This window comes from Paracidovorax sp. MALMAid1276, from assembly GCF_049198005.1.
In the GTDB taxonomy this organism is placed as follows: Bacteria; Pseudomonadota; Gammaproteobacteria; order Burkholderiales; family Burkholderiaceae_C; genus Acidovorax.
Genome location: NZ_JBMIRS010000068.1, coordinates 1 through 16,868, shown reverse-complemented (window position 1 = coordinate 16,868; position 16,868 = coordinate 1). Strand labels below are relative to the sequence as shown.

The following is a 16,868-nucleotide window of genomic DNA, read 5'->3' as shown; positions in this document are numbered from 1 at the left end:
CATGCTCATCCTGCTGCTGGCCATGGCCCTGCTGGTCACGGCCCTGGGCATCATGGGCTGGCTGGGCGAGCAGCGCTGGGAGCAGCGCTACAACGAAGCGCTGCTGCAGGGCCAGCGCATTGCCTGGGACAAGCTGCAAAACGAGAGCCTGGACCGCCAGGACGCCCTCGCACGGCGGCTGCTGGAAGACCCGGCGTTCCGCCAGCCCCACGCGCCGGGCGCCGCCCAGCGCATCGACACGCTGCTGGCACAGGCAGTGCGGCAGGCCCCCGGCCTGCGCATCGACATCCTGGCCCCGGGGGGCTCGCTGGTGTCCACCACCGAGCCGGGCTTCGACCCCCAGCCCCTGGCCGAATACGGATGGATCAAGGCCGCCATGGGACCGACCACCGGCGGCGTGCGCGGCCTGAGCCAGGTGGCGCCGCGCGAGTACGCCTGGGTGGTGGTGCACGGCTATGACGGCGGCGCGCTGGCCGTGGGCCAGGACGTGTCGCACCGGCTGCCCGAGCTGGCGCACTACCTGGGCGGCGAGATGTTTCTGGTGAACATGCGCGGCAAGGAGACACTGGGCACGCAGACGGGTTTGCTGGCAGCGACCGGCGCGGTGGTGCCGGTGCGGTCGCCGCAGGCCATCATCGTCGCCGCGCCCGTGCAAGGCGACAGCGATTTGGAGCCGGCGGCGCTGCAGCTCATCAGCCAGCCGGTGCACAACCCCGACAACCGCGTGGTGGGCGCGCTGGTGTGGATGCAGGACGTGAGCGCCCAGCACCGCGCAGACCAGTGGTTCAACCTGGCGGCGGCGGGCGGCGCGCTGGTGTTCGCCGTCTTGATCGTGCTGGGCCTGGCCGCCTACATGCAGCACGCCATGGAGCCGCTCACGCGCTCGGTCGGCGTGCTCAAGGCCCTGGCCAGCGGGGCCACCGACGCGTCGCTGGACGACGGCGAAGAAGAGGCCGAGGACGAGTCGGGCGCCATTGCCCGCGGTGTGGTGGCCATCCGGTCCGAGCTGCTCAACCTGGAAACGCTGCGCCAGGAGCGCGTGCGCACGCGGCACCAGCAGGAGCGGCTGATCCGCGACCAGCTGCGCTCGCTGGCCGAAAGCCTGGACCCCACCTCGCGCGACGAGATCCTGGCCGCACTCGGGACACGCGGTGACAGCCCGAACGATCCCTCGGCAGCGGCATCCCGCGCCGGGGCAGACCTTGTGGCCTCCCACGGATCGCCCAACCAGCTGGCAGAGCTGGCGGGCATCCTGGGGCGCATGTCGGGGCTGGTGAGCACCCAGCAAAGCCGCCTGCTGAAGCTGCTGCGCGAGCTACAGGCGGCCGTGCAGACCCAGGCCATGCTGGCCAGCCTGCAGCAGGAGCTGGAGATTGCGCGCCAGATGCAGCTGTCCATCCTGCCGCGCTCGGCGCCCGATGTGGCCGAGGTGGACATTGCCGCCACCATGATTCCGGCCAAGGAAGTCGGCGGCGATTTCTACGACTACTTCCCCATCGACGACGAGCACCTGGCCGTGGTGGTGGCCGACGTGTCTGGCAAGGGTGTGCCTGCTGCGTTCCTCATGGCCATCTCGCGCACGCTGCTCAAGAGCAACGCGCTGTTTCTGCGCTCGCCCGGGCCCACCATCGCCGCGCTGAACGACCAGCTCTGCGCCGAGAACGACCAGATGATGTTCGTGACGGTGTTCTACGGCGTGCTGCACCTGCGCAGCGGCCGGCTCACCTATGTCAATGCGGGCCACAACCCGCCGCTGTGGCTGCGGGGCAGCAAGGCCCGGTATTTCGAGCGGGGCGCGAACATGGCGCTGGCCGTGATGGAAGGCCAGGACTACATCGAGGGCGAGATCGTGCTGTCGCCCGGCGAGACCCTGCTGCTGTACACCGACGGCGTGACCGAAGCCAACAACCACGACGGCACCCTGTTTGGCGAGCCCGCGTTGCTGGCGGCCATGGAGGCCGTGGCCGCCGACCCGGTGCACCAGGGCCATGCGGGCGGAGTGCCCGAGCGCGTGGTGCACGCTGTGCGCGCCTTCGAGGCCGGCGCGGCCCAGGCCGACGACATCACGGTGGTGGCGCTGACCTACCAGGGGACGCGGTCGTGATGCAGGTGCCGCACGTAGCGCAGCCGCACGCCGGATGCGCCGCGCACCTCGCAGATGCAGGCGTAGCCCGACGCCGCCGCGTCGCGCAGTGCAACGAAGTCGTCGCTGTGCAGCAGGATTTCATCCGCCGGGTCGAAGTGCAGGCCATGCTCCAGATCGATCATCGCGACGTGGCGCTGGAGCCCGTCGATGGTGCCGGTCCATGCAATGTGCAGGCCCTGGCGCAGCAGGTTGTGGCGGCTGAAGTGGTTGTGCAGGGACACCATGGCCAGGCACACCGGGCGCCCCCGCGCCTGGGCCAGCGCAAGCCGTGCCGCCAGCAGCACCCGCTGCAGGCCATGGCCGCGCCAGGCCGGCACCACCATGCAGCTCGACAGATGGGCGACCCGGCCCTGCTGCGCCGCAGACAGGCCGATGGTGCGGCCCAGGTTCTGCGCCTCGCTGCCGCGGGCGGGAAACCCCACCATCGCATACGCCACCAACTCGCCGTGTGCGAATACGCCCAGGGTCTGGCCCTCGGGCTCGGTGTGCGTGTCAAAGAATGCGCGCTCATCGTCTTCGCGCACATAGAAGTCCGGGTGGGGGAGGCTCGCGATCACGCGGTCGCGCAGGCCGGCCCAGGCACCGAAATCGTCGGCCAGCAGCAGCCGCGCGCGCAAGTCGGAGTGCTGCTGCAGCACAGCCTCCGAGGGCAAGAACGGGCGGGCGCGGTGGATCAGCGACTGCAAGACCATGAACTCCAGCGGCGAGCGTGCGAGTGTGCACCAGCTGGCAGATGTTGCAAAGGAATGCGCGCGCGGCCCGCAGCCCACTGCCAGCCACAGCCTGTCCGAGCCCCCCGCCCATGACCCAGACCTCTGACCAGCGCACCGCAGGGCCTTTTGCCGTCGCCGCCGAGCGAAACGCCCGCAACGACCTTGCAGCGCTGCGCCCCCGGCTGCGGCGCGAATCCCTGGTGTTCGCGGCCATCTTTTCGCTGGCGCTTTTCGGCCTGTCGCTGGTACTCATCGCCTGGCGCACCGAGCAGCTTCTGACCCAGCTGTCGCAGGACCGCGTGGTGCGCCTGATGCACCAGGTGGCGAGCGAGGCGGAGCGCGCCATGCAGTTTGGCGTGGCGGTGGCCGACCAGCCTGCGCTGGCGGAGCGGCTGCAGCGCCTGCAGACCGAAGACGACTCTGTGCGCGCGGTGTTCGTCGATACCGCCCGGGGCGAGGCCGTCGCGAGCGCCGGAGACGAGGCACTGCGCGCGGGCATCGACCCGCGCTGGAACACGGCCGTTTTGAGCAGCGGCCCCGAGCACCCGCCCAGCGTGCGCACCACGGCCCGCGCCGTGTATGCGGGTACGGCGATGTTCGATTCCACCGGGTCGCCTGCGGCCACGCTCTGGGCTGCCGTGGACCCCAGCGAGGTGCGGGCCCAGGCACAGGGTGCCGCGCTGGTCATGGTGCTGCGCGCGCTGCCACTGATCGGGCTCACGCTGCTCGTCACCTGGTGGGCGCTGTTGCGCTGGAGCACCCGGGTCATGGGGTCGGTGCAGCCGGACCGCAGTGGACTACGGCAAGCAGGGTATGGCAAGGCGCTGTGGGTTGCGCTGGTGCTGGCGCTCGTCGCGGCGCCTTTCAGCATGGTGTGGATTGCGCGCGAGGCCGCTCGGCCCTTCGTCACCCAGCAGATCGAGAGCAACGCCGATGCCGTGGGCCGCGCGCTCGCCGGACAGGTGGCGCGCGCCATGGCCGCCGGCGTGCCCTGGGAGGGTTTGAGCGGCGTGGACGAGCTGTTTGACAAGCACCTGGCCGAGGCGCCGGAGTTGAGCTACCTCGCACTGCTGCGCGGCGACGCGCCTGCCACCCATGCGACGTGGGGCACGCAAGATGCCGGGCCGCTGCACGGTGCAGCCATCCACAGCGGCAGCGGTGGTGGCGGCACGGCCGGTGGCAGCAACAGCGAGAGCGACGGGGTGTCGCTGCGTTCGATCTCTGTGGCAGAGACGGGCAGCCGGGTGGTGGTGGGCTATCCCGCCAACTTTGTCAGCCGTCAGCTCTCCGGCATGGTGCTGGACCTGATATTGGCACTGGTGGTTGCGGCCGTGCTGGTGCGTGAACTGTCACGCGGCCTGTGGCGCAAGTCGCTGCTGCATCCGCTGGCGGCGTATGCGCAGGCCCGCGCCTGGCAGCATGTGCAGCGGCGCTGGCAGCGGCGCCACACGGTGGCGCAGGATGTGGCTGCCGCGCACGAACGCGACGCCGCCGAGTGCCGCGCTCAGCTGCTGGAGGCGACTGGGCACCGCGAAGGCGCGCAGGCGTCATCGGCCGCGCTGCCTGCGGGCGTGGCTGCGCAACTCACCTTGCTGCGCCTTGCGGTCTTTCTCGTGGCCCTGTCCGAAGAGCTGCTCCGGCCCTTCTTCACCGTGTTTGCCAGCGAGGTGCGGCCTTTCGACATGGCGCTGTCACCCACCATGCTGGCGGGCCTGCCCGTGGCCGCCTTCATGACCACGCTGGCCCTGGCCCAGCCGCTCGGGCCCGCGCTGGCCAAACGCTTCGATCTGCGCTGGAGCCTGGTGTTTGCAGCGCTGGCTGGCATGTGCGCCCTGGCAGCGACCGCGCTCGCCAAGGACGCCTGGACGCTCATCGTGCTTCGCGCCACGGGCGGCGCCGCCTATGGCCTGGCACTCATCCTGGTGCAGACCGCCATCGTGCGCATCACGCCGCCCCGGCAGCGTGCGCGCGGCCTGGCCGAGGTGGCGGCCGCCATCGTCGCAGCGGGCATCGTGGGCCCGCCCTTCGGCGGCTTGATCGCCGCGCGCGCGGGCGACGTGGCGGGGTTTGTGGCCTGTGCGCTGTGCATGGCGACAGCGCTGGTCGTGGCCCTGCGCCTGTCACTGCAAGAGGCCATGGGCACTGGCGCCGCGGCCCAGCGCGGCCTGGCCACCACCGGCGGATGGCGCGGCTATGTGGCCGTGCTGCGCGAGCCCCGCGCGGTGTGCGTCATCCTGGGCGCAGCCCTGCCGGCGCGGCTGGTGGCGGTGACGGTGCTCGCGGTGGTGGTGCCGCTGTACATGAGCGCGCTGAACCAGCAACCCGCAGTGGCCGGTCGTGTGCTGCTGCTTTACTTTCTGTGTTTTGCGTCCACCGCCACGCTGGTGGCGCACTGGTCCGACCTGCTCGGCCAGCGCAAGCCGTTCATCGTGTGGGGCGGGGTGTTGAGCGTGGCGGCCTGCCTGTCTCTGCCCTTGCTGGGTGGGGTCTGGGGCATGGCGGCGTGCTGCGCCCTGCTCGGCTTCGGCCAGGCGCTGCAGTCCTCGCCCCAGATTGCGTTGACCACCGAGTTCTTTGAACACCCGGCCGACCGCGCCACCTCGGCCACGCCGGAACAGGCCCTGGCGGCCTTCCGCCTCATCGAGCGCGGCGGCAGCATCGTCGCACCGTTCGTCACCGCCGTGGCCGTGACGGCGTTCGGCTATGCCGGTGCGGTGGTGGCGGTGGGCGCACTGCTCACGCTGGCCACCGGGGGCCTCGCGGCTGGCCTGCGCGCGCCCCGTGCCGGTGGTGTCGCCGCATAGCCGTTTGCTGCGCCCAGCCCCACGCCTCCACGACCCCCTGCACAGCGCCCCGGAGACCCCATGACACTGATCCCACCCTCTGCACAATCTGTCGCGCTCCGGCGCATCGGCGCTGCGCTGGTGTGGTCGTTGGCCTGGTTGCTGGCCGCCTCAACCAGCCATGCCCAGACCGCGCCTGCGAGCGCCGCGCCGGGCGCCGCAGGCGCCACCGCAGCCGCTTCGGCCGCCACCGCGCGCTATACGGTGGCGATGGTGCTGGTCCGCGATGACCAGAACATCGAGGCCGGCTTCACCAGCTACTTGCAGCGGCAGGATGTTCCGGTGCGGTACGTGAACATCCGCTTTTCGGGCAAGGCCGATGACATCCCCGATCTGCGCAGCCGCGTGCGTGCGGCCAAGCCCGACCTCATCTATGTGTGGGGCACACCCACGTCGCTGGCGCTGGCGGGCAAGCACGACCAGCCCGCAGATACGTCGATCCGCGACATCCCCATCGTGTTCACCGAGGTCACCGATCCCGTTGGCGCCGGGCTCATTCCCACGCTGGAGCAGCCCGGCCGCAACGTCACGGGCGTGAGCCATGTCGCCCCGCTGCCCGTGCAGCTCAACGCCATTCGCGCCTACCGTCCATTCTCGCGACTGGGCTTTTTGCACAACCCTGCGGAGCCCAATTCGGCGCTGATACGCGACCGCCTCAAGCACCTGGCCAAAGCGCAGAACTTCGAGGTGGTGGAGGCGAGCCTGCCGCTGCTTCCCGGCGGCGCGCCAGACCCGGCGCAGATCACGCCCCAGATCGAAAGCATTGCCCAGCAGGGTGCCGACCTGCTGTACGTGGGGCCCATCACCTTCCTGGCCTATACACACCGCGACGCGGTGACACGGGCCGCCCTCGACAACAAGCTGCCCACGTTTTGCGCCACGGAAAGCATCGTGCGCCAATCCGGCTGCATGTTTGGCCTGTTCTCGAACGGCTCCAACATCGGGCGGTATGCCGCCTCCATGGCGCGGCAGATCCTGGTGGAGAAGAAGCGGCCGCAGGACATTCCTGCGTCCACGCTGCAGCGCTTTTCGCTGCTCATCAACATGCGCACCGTGCAGTCGCTCGGCCTGTACCCGCCCATGCTGCTGCTCAACGTGGCCGAAGTCATCAACGTGAACCAGCAAGCCGCGAAATAGCGCCGCGGTGATGGGCTGCCTAAGCGGCTCTTACAATCCGCTGCGCCCCGGCGCCGCCTCCTCAATGTCTCACTTTTCTTCCAAGGAACGCTTCCCATGAATCTGGAACAGGAGCACCGCGGCGACATCCTCATCCTGCGTCCCAGCGGCCGTCTGGACAGCAGCAGTTCCCCCGAGCTGGAGCGCGTCATCACCGACCAACTCGACGCCGGTGTGCAGCGCCTGGTGCTGGATCTGTCCCGGCTGGACTACATCAGCTCGGCCGGCCTGCGCGTGGTGCTGCTGACCGGCAAGAAGATGCGCGCGAGCAAGGGCAAGCTCGCGCTGTCGGGGCTGCAGACCATGGTGCGCGAGGTGTTCGACATGAGCGGATTCCTCAGCTTGTTCGCCGTCACCGACTCGCTGGAAGAAGGCGTGATCAAGGTCTGATGGGCGCCCCACACTTTCGCCCCACTGTCATCCTTCATTTTCACAACGATTTTCTGCTTTAGCGCTTATTGCACATGCGGTTATAGCTATATTATTCATAGCGCATCTCCTTGCGTGGATCTATGGAGGCTGGCGCGCCGGCGCCCCGCATTGCCGATACAGCCCGCTGGCACCCGCCGAGCGTTGACACATTGAACGCCCCCACAGACGTCCCGCACGCCGTTCCCGTGGGCGTGCACTTTGAACATCCCCGTGAGTCTGTGCGCCCAGGATGGCCCGTATCGCATCCATCTGTGGACGCACTCGGTGTAATGGCCTTGCATGCCAGCATACATACGCCCAAAGAGACCCTGTGTCCGGCCCTTTCGCTCCTTAGCGTTTCGCGGTATCTGCATCCATGCCGTGCTCACCGCAATCACCGCAATCACCGCGATACGCCGTGGTACGCCGTCATGTGAGCCGCTGGACCGGACCGCCCCCGGTGATCGCTTCGTTCACGTCGCGTCCTTTGCAGAACGCACGCAGTGGCTCACCCGTCCGGCCCCCCGCATTGTTTCCAATACCGGAACAGTTAGTTGGCGACTCGCTAGTTTTTCTGTGAACAGGCGCGGCGTACAGTTCATCCCATCGATGAGCCGAACCCGCAAAGGCGACTCACCGAACCCGGGTTGCAGCCCGTTTTTCAACCAATGTTTCGCTGAGCTTCTTCCCGGTTTTTTGAGACGCTTTTTTTCATCCAAGGACTTCCATCATGAACACGACCGCCCGCTTCCTCTCCATCGCCGCTGTGGCTGCTTTCGCTTCTTTCGGCGCCCACGCCGACGAGGCCGATGCTTCGCAGTTCGCCACGCAGTTCGAAACCAATCGCACCCGCGCCGAAGTGGCCGCAGAAGCCGCCACCGTGGCCCAGACCCGCAGCATCGAGCCCGCTGGCTCGCGTGTGGTGACCTACAAGTCCACGGCTGACCGCGACGCCGTCCGCGCCCAGGCTGCCGACGCCGTGCGCACCGGCCAGATTCCCTCCGGCGAACGCGGCTGATTGGGGAAGCATGGGGCATCGAACCGCCCCCCCACCAGGTGCTTGCGCACTGACCGACCTTTCACTGACCCCTTTTAGAACCCACTGATACCCAGGAGCTTCACCATGAACAAGACCGCACGTTTCCTCTCCCTCGCCGCCGTGGCCGCATTCGCTTCTTTTGGCGCCCACGCTGACGAAGCCGACGCCTCGCAGTTCGCCACCCAGTTCGAAACCAACCGCACGCGCGCCGAAGTGGCCGCCGAAGCCGCCACCGTGGCACAGACCCGCAGCCAGGAACCCGCAGGCTCGCGCGTGGTGACCTACAGCTCCACGGCCGACCGCGCTGCCGTGCGCGCCCAGGCTGCCGAAGCGCTGCGCACGGGCCAGATCCCTTCGGGCGAATTCAGCGCGATGTAATTCCACCCGGCCTGCACAGGCCGGGCATGAAGAGCACATGCATGCAAAAGGCCGGAGCTCCGCAAGGAGCTCCGGCCTTTTTTTGCTGCACACCGCACAGCACACAGCACACACATGGCCGACAGATGGCCATGAGGCCATGAACGGCCGTGAAGATTGCTTACTGGATCAGCGTGACGCCCGTCTTGGCCTGCAGTGCATCGAACGTGACGCCCGGGGCCAGTTCCACCAGCTTGAGACCTTGGGGGGTCACGTCCATCACCGCTAGGTCGGTGATGATGCGGTCGACCACGCCCACGCCCGTGAGGGGCAGCGTGCAACTGGGCAGGATCTTCAGGTCTTCGGTGCCATCCTTCTTGCGGGCCACGTGCTCCATCAGCACGATCACGCGCTTGACGCCGGCCACCAGGTCCATCGCGCCGCCCATGCCCTTGACCATCTTGCCGGGGATCATCCAGTTGGCCAGATCGCCCTTTTCGCTGACCTGCATGGCACCCAGGATGGACAGGTTGATCTTGCCGCCGCGGATCATGGCAAACGACTGGTCGCTGCCGAAGATGGACGAGCCCTTGATGGTGGTCACCGTCTGCTTGCCAGCGTTGATGAGGTCGGCGTCCACCTTGTCTTCGGTCGGGAACGGGCCGATGCCCAGCATGCCGTTCTCGGACTGCAGCCACACTTCCTTGTCACCCGTGTGGTTGGCCACCAGCGTGGGAATACCGATGCCCAGGTTCACGTAAAAGCCGTCTTCGAGTTCTTGGGCCGCGCGGGCGGCCATCTGGTCTTGGGTCCAAGGCATGGTCAGGCTCCTGCTTTCTCGGTCTGAGCCGCGTGGTCACGCGGCGCTTCGGTAATGGTGCGTTTTTCGATGCGCTTCTCGGGGTTGGCATTCAGCACGATGCGGTGCACGTAGATGCCGGGCAGGTGGATGTCGTCGGGGGCCAGCTCGCCCACTTCCACGATCTTTTCCACTTCGACGATGCAGACCTTGCCCGCAGTGGCGGCTGCGGGGTTGAAATTGCGCGCCGTGAGGTTGAAGCGCAGGTTGCCCGACTTGTCGGCGACGTCGGCCTTGATCAGCGAGACCTCGGGCACGAGCGACCGCTCCATCACGTAGGTTTCGCCGTCGAACTCGCGCAGCTCCTTGCCCTCGGCCACGATGGTGCCCACGCCGGTCTTGGTGAAGAAGGCCGGGATGCCCGCGCCGCCCGCACGCAGCTTCTCGGCCAGCGTGCCCTGGGGGGTGAATTCCAGCTCCAGTTCGCCGGCCAGGTATTGCCGCTCGAACTCCTTGTTCTCGCCCACATAGGACGAGATCATCTTCTTGATCTGGCGGGTTTCCAGCAGCTTGCCCAGGCCGAAACCATCGACGCCTGCGTTGTTGGAAATCACGGTGAGGCCCTTCGTGCCCGAATCACGCAGCGCGTCGATCAGGGCCTCGGGAATGCCGCACAGGCCGAAGCCGCCCACAGCCATCAGCTGGCCGTCCGCCACCACGCCCTTGAGGGCTTCGGCGGCCGATGGAAATACCTTGTTCACCACGATCTCCTTAATGATGGGATGCGATACGATACTACGTACTCAAATAAGTAGTTTTCCGTAGAGATTAGCACCATGGAAGTGGATTACCGACTGGCTTTTGACATGGCCCCCGTGGGGCTGGTGCTATCGCGCAACCGCACCATGGTCGACTGCAACCGCCATGTCTGCGAGATGTTCGGCGCCTCGCGCGAGGTGCTGATCGGCCAGTCGTTCCAGGTTCTCTATCCCAGCGCCGACGAGTACGAGCGCCTGGGCGCGCACATGGAACCCATTCTGAATGCCAAGGGCCACTACGCCGACAACCGCATCATGAAGCGCGCCAACGGCGAGGTGTTCTGGTGCCATGTGTCGGGCCGGGCCCTCAACCGCAATGCCCCCCACGAGTCCGGCATCTGGAGCTTTGAAGACCTCAGCTCGCAACGCCCGGTGAAGGCCGAACTGACCGGGCGCGAGCGCGAGGTGGCAGCGCGACTGCTCGAAGGCCTGACCTCCAAGGAGATCGGCCGAACGCTCGAGATCAGCCACCGCACGGTGGAGATCTACCGCGCCCGCCTCATGCGCAAGTACAACGCCTCCACCGCCGCAGATCTGGTCCACAAACTTCTGGCAGGTTGAACAGGTTTTACTTGGCCGCGCCGTCGATGACCTCGGCCGCCGTGCGGAAGGCCTCCACCGCCGTGGGCAGGCCGCAGTAGATGCTGGCGTGCAGCAGCACCTCCTGAATCTCCTCGGCCGTGGCGCCATTGTTCAGCGCGCCGCGCACATGGCCTCTGAGTTCATGCTGCTTGCCCAGTGCGATCAGCATCGAGACGGTGATCAGGCTGCGGGTCTTGCGGTCCAGCCCGGGGCGCTGCCACACGTCGCCCCAGGCGTTGCGCGTGATGTATTCCTGAATGGGCTGCGTGAAGGCCGTGGCATTGCCGAGCGCCCGGTCCACGAAGTCGTCGCCCATGACCTCGCGGCGGGTGGCCAGGCCTTGCTCATAGTCTTTGGATGGTGTGGGTTGGGTCACGCAGGCTCTCCGGTTGGTGTGAGGCCGCGATGGTAGCCGCAGCGCAACGGTGCCGCCGTGCTGGCGGCGGCACCGTTGCTCAAAGCGACTCAGAGGCTTGTGGTGCTCACAAGTCAAACCGGTCGAGGTTCATCACCTTGGTCCAGGCTTTCACGAAGTCCTGCACGAACACGGCCTGCGCATCGCTGCTGCCATACACCTCGGCCAGCGCGCGCAGCACTGAGTTGGAGCCGAACACCAGGTCCGCCACCGTGCCCGTCCATTTTTTGGCGCCAGTGCTGCGGTCCACGCCTTCCAGCACACCGGCTGCGCCTTCAGATTTCTGCCACTTCGTGCGCATGTCGAGCAGGTTCACAAAGAAGTCATTGCTCAGCACGCCCGGGCGCTGCGTGAAGACGCCGTGGGCTGCGCCGCCCACGTTGGCACCCAGCAAACGAAGGCCCCCCACCAGCACGGTCATCTCCGGTGCGGTCAGGGTCAGCTGGTTGGCGCGATCCACCAGCAGTTCGGCCGCCGAGCCCTCCAGACCGGGGCGCAGGTAGTTGCGAAAACCGTCGGCCACGGGCTCCATCACCTCGAACGAAGCGACATCGGTCTGCTCTTGCGAGGCATCCGTGCGGCCGGGCGCAAAAGGCACCGTCACATCCTGCCCGGCCTGCTTCGCAGCGGCTTCCACGGCGGCGCCACCGGCCAGCACGATCAGGTCGGCCAGAGAGATCTTCTTGCCGCCCGACTGTGCCGCATTGAATTCACGCTGGATGGTTTCGAGCTGGCCCAGCACCTTGGCCAGTTGCGTCGGCTGGTTCACCTCCCAGTCCTTCTGGGGCGCAAGGCGCACGCGGGCCCCGTTGGCGCCGCCGCGCTTGTCACCGCCGCGGAAGGTGGAAGCCGATGCCCAGGCCGTGGAGACCAGCTCGGCCACCGACAGGCCCGAAGCCAGCACCTTGGCCTTGAGCGCGGCCACATCCTGCGCGTCGACCAGCGCATGGTCCACCGCAGGCACCGGGTCTTGCCAGATCAGCTCTTCGGCAGGCACCTCGGGGCCAAGGTAGCGGGCACGCGGCCCCATGTCGCGGTGCGTGAGCTTGAACCATGCGCGTGCAAAGGCGTCGGCAAACTGCTCGGGGTGCGCCAGAAAGCGTCGCGAAATCTTCTCGTAGGCCGGGTCAAACCGCAGCGACAGGTCGGTGGTCAGCATGGTGGGCACCAGCTTCTTCGAAGGATCGTGCGCGTGCGGAATCGTCGCGTCCGCACCCTTGGCGGTCCACTGGTGGGCACCCGCAGGGCTCTTGGTCAGCTCCCACTCGTAGCCGAACAGGTTCTCGAAGAAGTTGTTGCTCCACTTCGTGGGCGTTGTGGTCCAGGTCACTTCCAGGCCGCTGGTGATGGCGTCGCCGCCAAAGCCGCTGCCGTGTGTACTGATCCAGCCAAAGCCCTGGTCCTCGATGCTGCCGCCTTCGGGCTCCTTGCCCACCAGACCAGCGTCACCTGCGCCGTGGGTCTTGCCGAAGGTGTGGCCGCCCGCGATCAGGGCCACGGTCTCTTCATCGTCCATGGCCATGCGGGCAAAGGTGTCGCGGATGTCGCGCGCCGCGGCGAGGGGGTCCGGGTTGCCGTTGGGACCCTCGGGGTTCACATAGATCAGCCCCATCTGCACGGCGGCCAGCGGGTTGGCCAGGTCGCGCTCGCCGCTGTAGCGCTTGTCGCCACCCAGCCAGGTGCTTTCGGCGCCCCAGTACACGTTCTCATCGGGCTCCCACACATCGGGGCGGCCACCGGCAAAGCCAAAGGTCTTGAAACCCATGGATTCGAGCGCGACGTTGCCCGTCAGGATCATGAGGTCGGCCCAGGAGATCTTGCGGCCGTACTTCTGCTTGATGGGCCAGAGCAGGCGACGCGCCTTGTCCAGGTTGGCGTTGTCGGGCCAGCTGTTGAGCGGCGCAAAACGCTGCTGACCGCCCCCCGCGCCGCCCCGCCCATCGGCCAGGCGGTAGGTGCCTGCGCTGTGCCAGGCCATGCGGATGAACAGCGGGCCATAGTGGCCGAAGTCGGCCGGCCACCAGTCCTGCGAATCGGTCATCAGTGCATGCAGGTCAGCCTTCAGGGCCGCGAGGTCCAGCTTGTTGAATTCCTCGGTGTAGTTGAAGCCGTCGCCCATCGGGTCGACCAGCGGAGAGTTCTGCTGCAGCGGACGCAGGTTGAGCTGGTTGGGCCACCAGTCGGCATTCCGGGGACCGGTAGGAACGGCCTTGGTGTGGTCGAACGGGCATTTGCTTTCTTGAGTCATGGGGCGCTCCTCGTGTGGCTGATGAACGACCGATGCTAAGGAAAGCAGCCCTCGATTAAAAGACAATCATATAGATTGATTTAATAGTTTTATCCAATCACGAAGGGGTCGGCAGACTCCCACCCTTGTCGCAGCCGAAGGTATCGAACATGACCGAGCGCACCCAGCGATGTCCGGGTGATCTGTGGGTGCGCTCGTGCCAGGCGGCCGTTTTCACAAAGCCGGGAATGGGCAATGGCGGCTCCAGCACCGCCAGCCCACGGGCATCGGCCACCACCCGCTGCGGCACCACGGCGATCAAATCGCTCTTGCGCAGGATCTCAGGCAGCACCAGAAAGCTGGTGATCGACAGCACCACCCGCCGCGACCGGCCCAGGCGCGCCAGCGCCTCGTCCGTCACGCCGCAAAAGCTGCCGCCGGTGTACGAGATGAGCGCATGGTCCAGCGCGCAGAACCGGTCCAGCGACAGCGCGCCGCCCTGGGCGTCCGGGTGCCCGGCGCGCATCACGCACACATAGCGCTCGTCGAACAGGTGGCGGGCATACAGGTCGGGCGCGGTGTTCTCGGGGCTGATCAAGGCCAGGTCGATGTCGCCGCGCTCCAGCCGCTCGTACACCGGCAGGTGCTGGGCAGGCACCACGGCCACGCGCACGCCGGGCGCGCGGCGCCGCAGCTTGGCCAAGAACGGCACCACCACCGCCTGCAGCGCATAGTCGGTGGACGCCAGCTGCACGGTCATCTGCGCCGTGGCAGGGTCAAAAGCCTGGGGCTGCAGCAGCGACTCGATGCCGCCCAGCAGTTCCTTGACCGGCGCGGCCAGCTCCTGCGCGCGCAGCGTGGGCGTGATGCCGCGCTGAGTGCGCACGAACAGCGGGTCGTCAAAACTCTCGCGCAGCCGGGTCAGCATGCCGCTGACCGCAGGCTGCGTGAGCGACAGGCGCTGGGCAGCACGGGTCACGCTGCGCTCGTCCAGCAAGGCGTCCAGCGCCTTGAGCAGGTTCAGGTCCATCGCCCTGATATCGATTGCCATGATTTCAGGAATAAGAAATATCGATTTGATTTATGGCTGCATCGTACCCACCCTCCTGACCATGCGTGGTCGTGGTGTCTTTGCACCCTCCCCCATACCGAGAACCCACCTATCCCTTTGCCAATCCGAAAGTCCGTTGCATGTCTGCCCTGTTCACCCCGTTCCAGCTCCAAAGCGTCACCTTGCGCAACCGCATCGCCATCCCGCCGATGTGCCAGTACAGCGCCGTGGACGGCCTTACCAACGCATGGCACCAGGCGCACTACGCCGGCCTGGCCCGTGGCGGTGCGGGTCTGGTGATCGTCGAGGCCACGGGCGTGTCGCCCGAAGGCCGCATCACCCCCGCCTGCACCGGTCTGTGGAATGACCAGCAAGTTGAAGGCATGGCTCAGATTGCCGCCAGCATCAAGGCCGCTGGCGCCGTGCCCGGCATCCAGATCGCCCATGCTGGCCGCAAGGCCAGCGCCCAGCGCCCTTGGGAAGGCGACGACCACATCCCCGAGGACGACCCGCGCGCCTGGCAGCCCATCGCCCCGTCGGCCATTGCCTACGGCAGCGGCCTGCCCCGCGTGCCCAAGGTCATGACGCTGGAAGACATTGCCCGCGTGCAGGCCGACTTTGTGGCTGCCGCCCGCCGCGCGCTGGCCGCAGGCTTTGAATGGCTGGAGCTGCACTTTGCGCACGGCTATCTGGCGCAGAGCTTCTTCTCGCCCCACAGCAACCAGCGCACCGACCAGTACGGCGGCAGCTTTGACAACCGCGCACGCTTTCTGCTCGAAACCGTGGAGGCCGTGCGCAAGGTGTGGCCCGCGCACCTGCCGCTCACGGCCCGCTTCGGCGTCATCGAATACGACGGCCGCGACGAGGAAACCGTGGCCGAGTCCATCGAGCTGGTGCGCCAGATGCGCGAGCGCGGCCTGGACATGGTCAACGTCAGCGCCAATTTCGTGATCGCAGAGACGCAGATCCCCTGGGCCACGCCCGCCTTCCTGGCCCCGGTGGCCCAGCGCGTGCGCAGCGAAGCCGACCTGCCCGTGGCCTCGTCATGGGGCATTGACGACCCAAATATCGCGGAACGCGCCGTGGCCGACGGCCAGATGGACCTGGTGATGATCGGCCGCGCCCACCTGTCCAACCCGCACTACACCTACCACCTGGCGCAGGTGCTGGGCGCGCAAAAGCCCGAATGGACCACGTTGCCCGCGCCGTATGCGCACTGGCTGTCGCGCTACCGCGGCGCGGCCAAGGTGGCTGCTGCCGCGCAGTAGGCGGCGCGCTGCCGCCGCTCAGCCGCAGACCCGGCGGTGCAGCGGCAGCCCCGGCGCATCCAGCCGCGCGCGCAGGATGCGGCCGTGGGTCGAATCGGTCACGAACACCGTTTTGCCATCGTCCCCGCCGAACGCCAGGTTCGTGGTGGATGCGCCGGCCGGACCGCGCAGCACCAGCTCGGGCTCGGCGCGGTGGTTGAGCACCCAGACATAGCCCAGGCCAGGGTTGGCCACCAGCAGGCGGCCCTGCGCGTCCACGGCCAGCCCGTCCGGGCCGCTCGGGCCGTACGACGTGAAGAACTGCCCCACCTTGGCCACGCTGCCATCGGGCAGCAGCGGCACGCGCCAGACGCAGTTGCCGCGCGTGGCGGCCAGGTACAGCACGCGGCCGTCGGGCGAGAGCACCACGCCATTGGGGCTGGGCACGTTGTTGAGCAACTGGTCGAGCTGACCGTTCGGGCGCAGGCGGTACAGGCGGCCGCTCGGATCGTGCAGGCCGCTTTGGCCCTGGTCGGTGAAGTACAGGTTGCCTTCGGCGTCAAAGATGAGGTCGTTCACGCCCTTGAAGCGCTCGCTGTTGCGGCGCTGCAGGTACGGCGTGACCTTGCCCGAGGCCACATCCAGGCGCATCAGGCCGTTCTTGTAGTCGGTGATGAGCAGCGTCCCGGCATCCAGGAACTTCATGCCGTTGGGCTCGCCGTCGTACTCTGCCACCAGGGTCCATTCGCCCTCGGAGCTGATGCGGAAGATGCGGCCCCAGGGGATGTCGGTCACGTACAGGTGGCCCGCACCGTCGAACACCGGGCCTTCGAGGAACGAATCGGTGACGGTGCCGCCCCGGTTGGCATCGGCCCAGGCGCTGCGCTCGCGGCGGCGAAAGTGTTCGGGCATGGTGGTGAAGACGTCGAGGTCGCGGACCTCAGGGGCTTGCAGTAAAAACATGGCGGGGGCTATCTGTGGATTCAGCATGAGCCAACTTGAACCGTTCACGCTGAGCTTGTCGAAGCGCTGCGCAAGGCTTCG

General features: G+C 67.3%; 15 protein-coding genes. 8 read left to right on the top strand and 7 right to left on the bottom strand.

The genetic code is table 11. From position 1 onward, the window contains the following. Nucleotide 1 precedes the first annotated feature (1 nt). Entirely contained in the window at nt 2-2,104 is a 2,103-nt protein-coding gene (locus ACOQFS_RS04280; protein WP_421561711.1) for a PP2C family protein-serine/threonine phosphatase, read from the top strand. On the opposite strand, the gene ACOQFS_RS04275 is transcribed toward ACOQFS_RS04280, so the two are convergent. Next, nucleotides 2,083-2,838, bottom strand: coding sequence for a GNAT family N-acetyltransferase (locus tag ACOQFS_RS04275; RefSeq protein WP_421561710.1), 756 nt, complete (start codon nt 2,836-2,838; stop codon nt 2,083-2,085). The two genes, ACOQFS_RS04280 and ACOQFS_RS04275, sit on opposite strands and share 22 nt — an antisense overlap. Before the next feature lie 110 nt (nt 2,839-2,948). Here ACOQFS_RS04275 and ACOQFS_RS04270 point away from each other — a divergent pair, with 110 nt between their 5' ends. The 5 genes from ACOQFS_RS04270 (at nt 2,949) to ACOQFS_RS04250 (ending at nt 8,706) form a co-directional block, all read left to right on the top strand. Beyond that, nucleotides 2,949-5,663 (top strand): MFS transporter, encoded by a 2,715-nt coding sequence (locus ACOQFS_RS04270; protein ID WP_421561709.1) that lies wholly within the window; start codon nt 2,949-2,951, stop codon nt 5,661-5,663. A 60-nt stretch (nt 5,664-5,723) separates the two neighbouring features. Continuing rightward, entirely contained in the window at nt 5,724-6,839 is a 1,116-nt protein-coding gene (locus ACOQFS_RS04265) for an ABC transporter substrate-binding protein (protein ID WP_421561708.1), read from the top strand. 96 nt (nt 6,840-6,935) lie between these two features. Beyond that, nucleotides 6,936-7,268, top strand: a complete 333-nt coding sequence (locus tag ACOQFS_RS04260) for an STAS domain-containing protein (RefSeq protein WP_421561707.1) — start codon at nt 6,936-6,938, stop codon at nt 7,266-7,268. Nucleotides 7,269-8,019: 751 nt separating this feature from the next. Then, a complete protein-coding gene (locus ACOQFS_RS04255; protein WP_421561706.1) occupies nt 8,020-8,307 on the top strand; it encodes a DUF4148 domain-containing protein in 288 nt (95 codons plus the stop codon). Nucleotides 8,308-8,412: 105 nt separating this feature from the next. Beyond that, complete coding sequence (locus ACOQFS_RS04250; protein WP_421561705.1) at nt 8,413-8,706, top strand: DUF4148 domain-containing protein; 294 nt, start codon at nt 8,413-8,415, stop codon at nt 8,704-8,706. Nucleotides 8,707-8,866: 160 nt separating this feature from the next. Here the strand turns inward: ACOQFS_RS04250 and ACOQFS_RS04245 are convergent, their stop codons facing one another. Together ACOQFS_RS04245 and ACOQFS_RS04240 are read right to left on the bottom strand one after the other, a co-directional pair. Next, a complete protein-coding gene (locus ACOQFS_RS04245; protein ID WP_421561704.1) occupies nt 8,867-9,505 on the bottom strand; it encodes a 3-oxoacid CoA-transferase subunit B in 639 nt (212 codons plus the stop codon). 2 nt (nt 9,506-9,507) lie between these two features. Continuing rightward, nucleotides 9,508-10,245: a CoA transferase subunit A gene (locus ACOQFS_RS04240; RefSeq protein WP_421561703.1), complete on the bottom strand. Its 738-nt coding sequence runs from the start codon at nt 10,243-10,245 to the stop codon at nt 9,508-9,510. 75 nt (nt 10,246-10,320) lie between these two features. Here ACOQFS_RS04240 and ACOQFS_RS04235 point away from each other — a divergent pair, with 75 nt between their 5' ends. Beyond that, nucleotides 10,321-10,863 carry a LuxR C-terminal-related transcriptional regulator gene (locus ACOQFS_RS04235; RefSeq protein WP_409829836.1) on the top strand — a complete coding sequence of 181 codons (543 nt, stop codon included), beginning with the start codon at nt 10,321-10,323 and terminating at the stop codon, nt 10,861-10,863. Between the two features lie 7 nt (nt 10,864-10,870). Here the strand turns inward: ACOQFS_RS04235 and pcaC are convergent, their stop codons facing one another. From pcaC to ACOQFS_RS04220, 3 genes are all read right to left on the bottom strand, one after another. Then, nucleotides 10,871-11,260, bottom strand: a complete 390-nt coding sequence (gene pcaC / locus ACOQFS_RS04230; protein ID WP_421561702.1) for a 4-carboxymuconolactone decarboxylase — start codon at nt 11,258-11,260, stop codon at nt 10,871-10,873. Between the two features lie 106 nt (nt 11,261-11,366). Then, the gene (katG, locus tag ACOQFS_RS04225) at nt 11,367-13,547 is read right to left on the bottom strand and encodes a catalase/peroxidase HPI (RefSeq protein WP_421561701.1); all 2,181 of its coding nucleotides are present in this window, start codon (nt 13,545-13,547) and stop codon (nt 11,367-11,369) included. Between the two features lie 97 nt (nt 13,548-13,644). Continuing rightward, nucleotides 13,645-14,577, bottom strand: a complete 933-nt coding sequence (locus tag ACOQFS_RS04220; RefSeq protein WP_421561700.1) for a LysR family transcriptional regulator — start codon at nt 14,575-14,577, stop codon at nt 13,645-13,647. A gap of 140 nt (nt 14,578-14,717) precedes the next feature. Here ACOQFS_RS04220 and ACOQFS_RS04215 point away from each other — a divergent pair, with 140 nt between their 5' ends. Next, nucleotides 14,718-15,845 (top strand): NADH:flavin oxidoreductase/NADH oxidase, encoded by a 1,128-nt coding sequence (locus ACOQFS_RS04215; protein WP_421561699.1) that lies wholly within the window; start codon nt 14,718-14,720, stop codon nt 15,843-15,845. An 18-nt stretch (nt 15,846-15,863) separates the two neighbouring features. Here ACOQFS_RS04215 and ACOQFS_RS04210 read toward each other — a convergent pair whose 3' ends face one another. Beyond that, entirely contained in the window at nt 15,864-16,787 is a 924-nt protein-coding gene (locus tag ACOQFS_RS04210; RefSeq protein ID WP_421561698.1) for an SMP-30/gluconolactonase/LRE family protein, read from the bottom strand. Between the last annotated feature and the right edge of the window lie 81 nt (nt 16,788-16,868).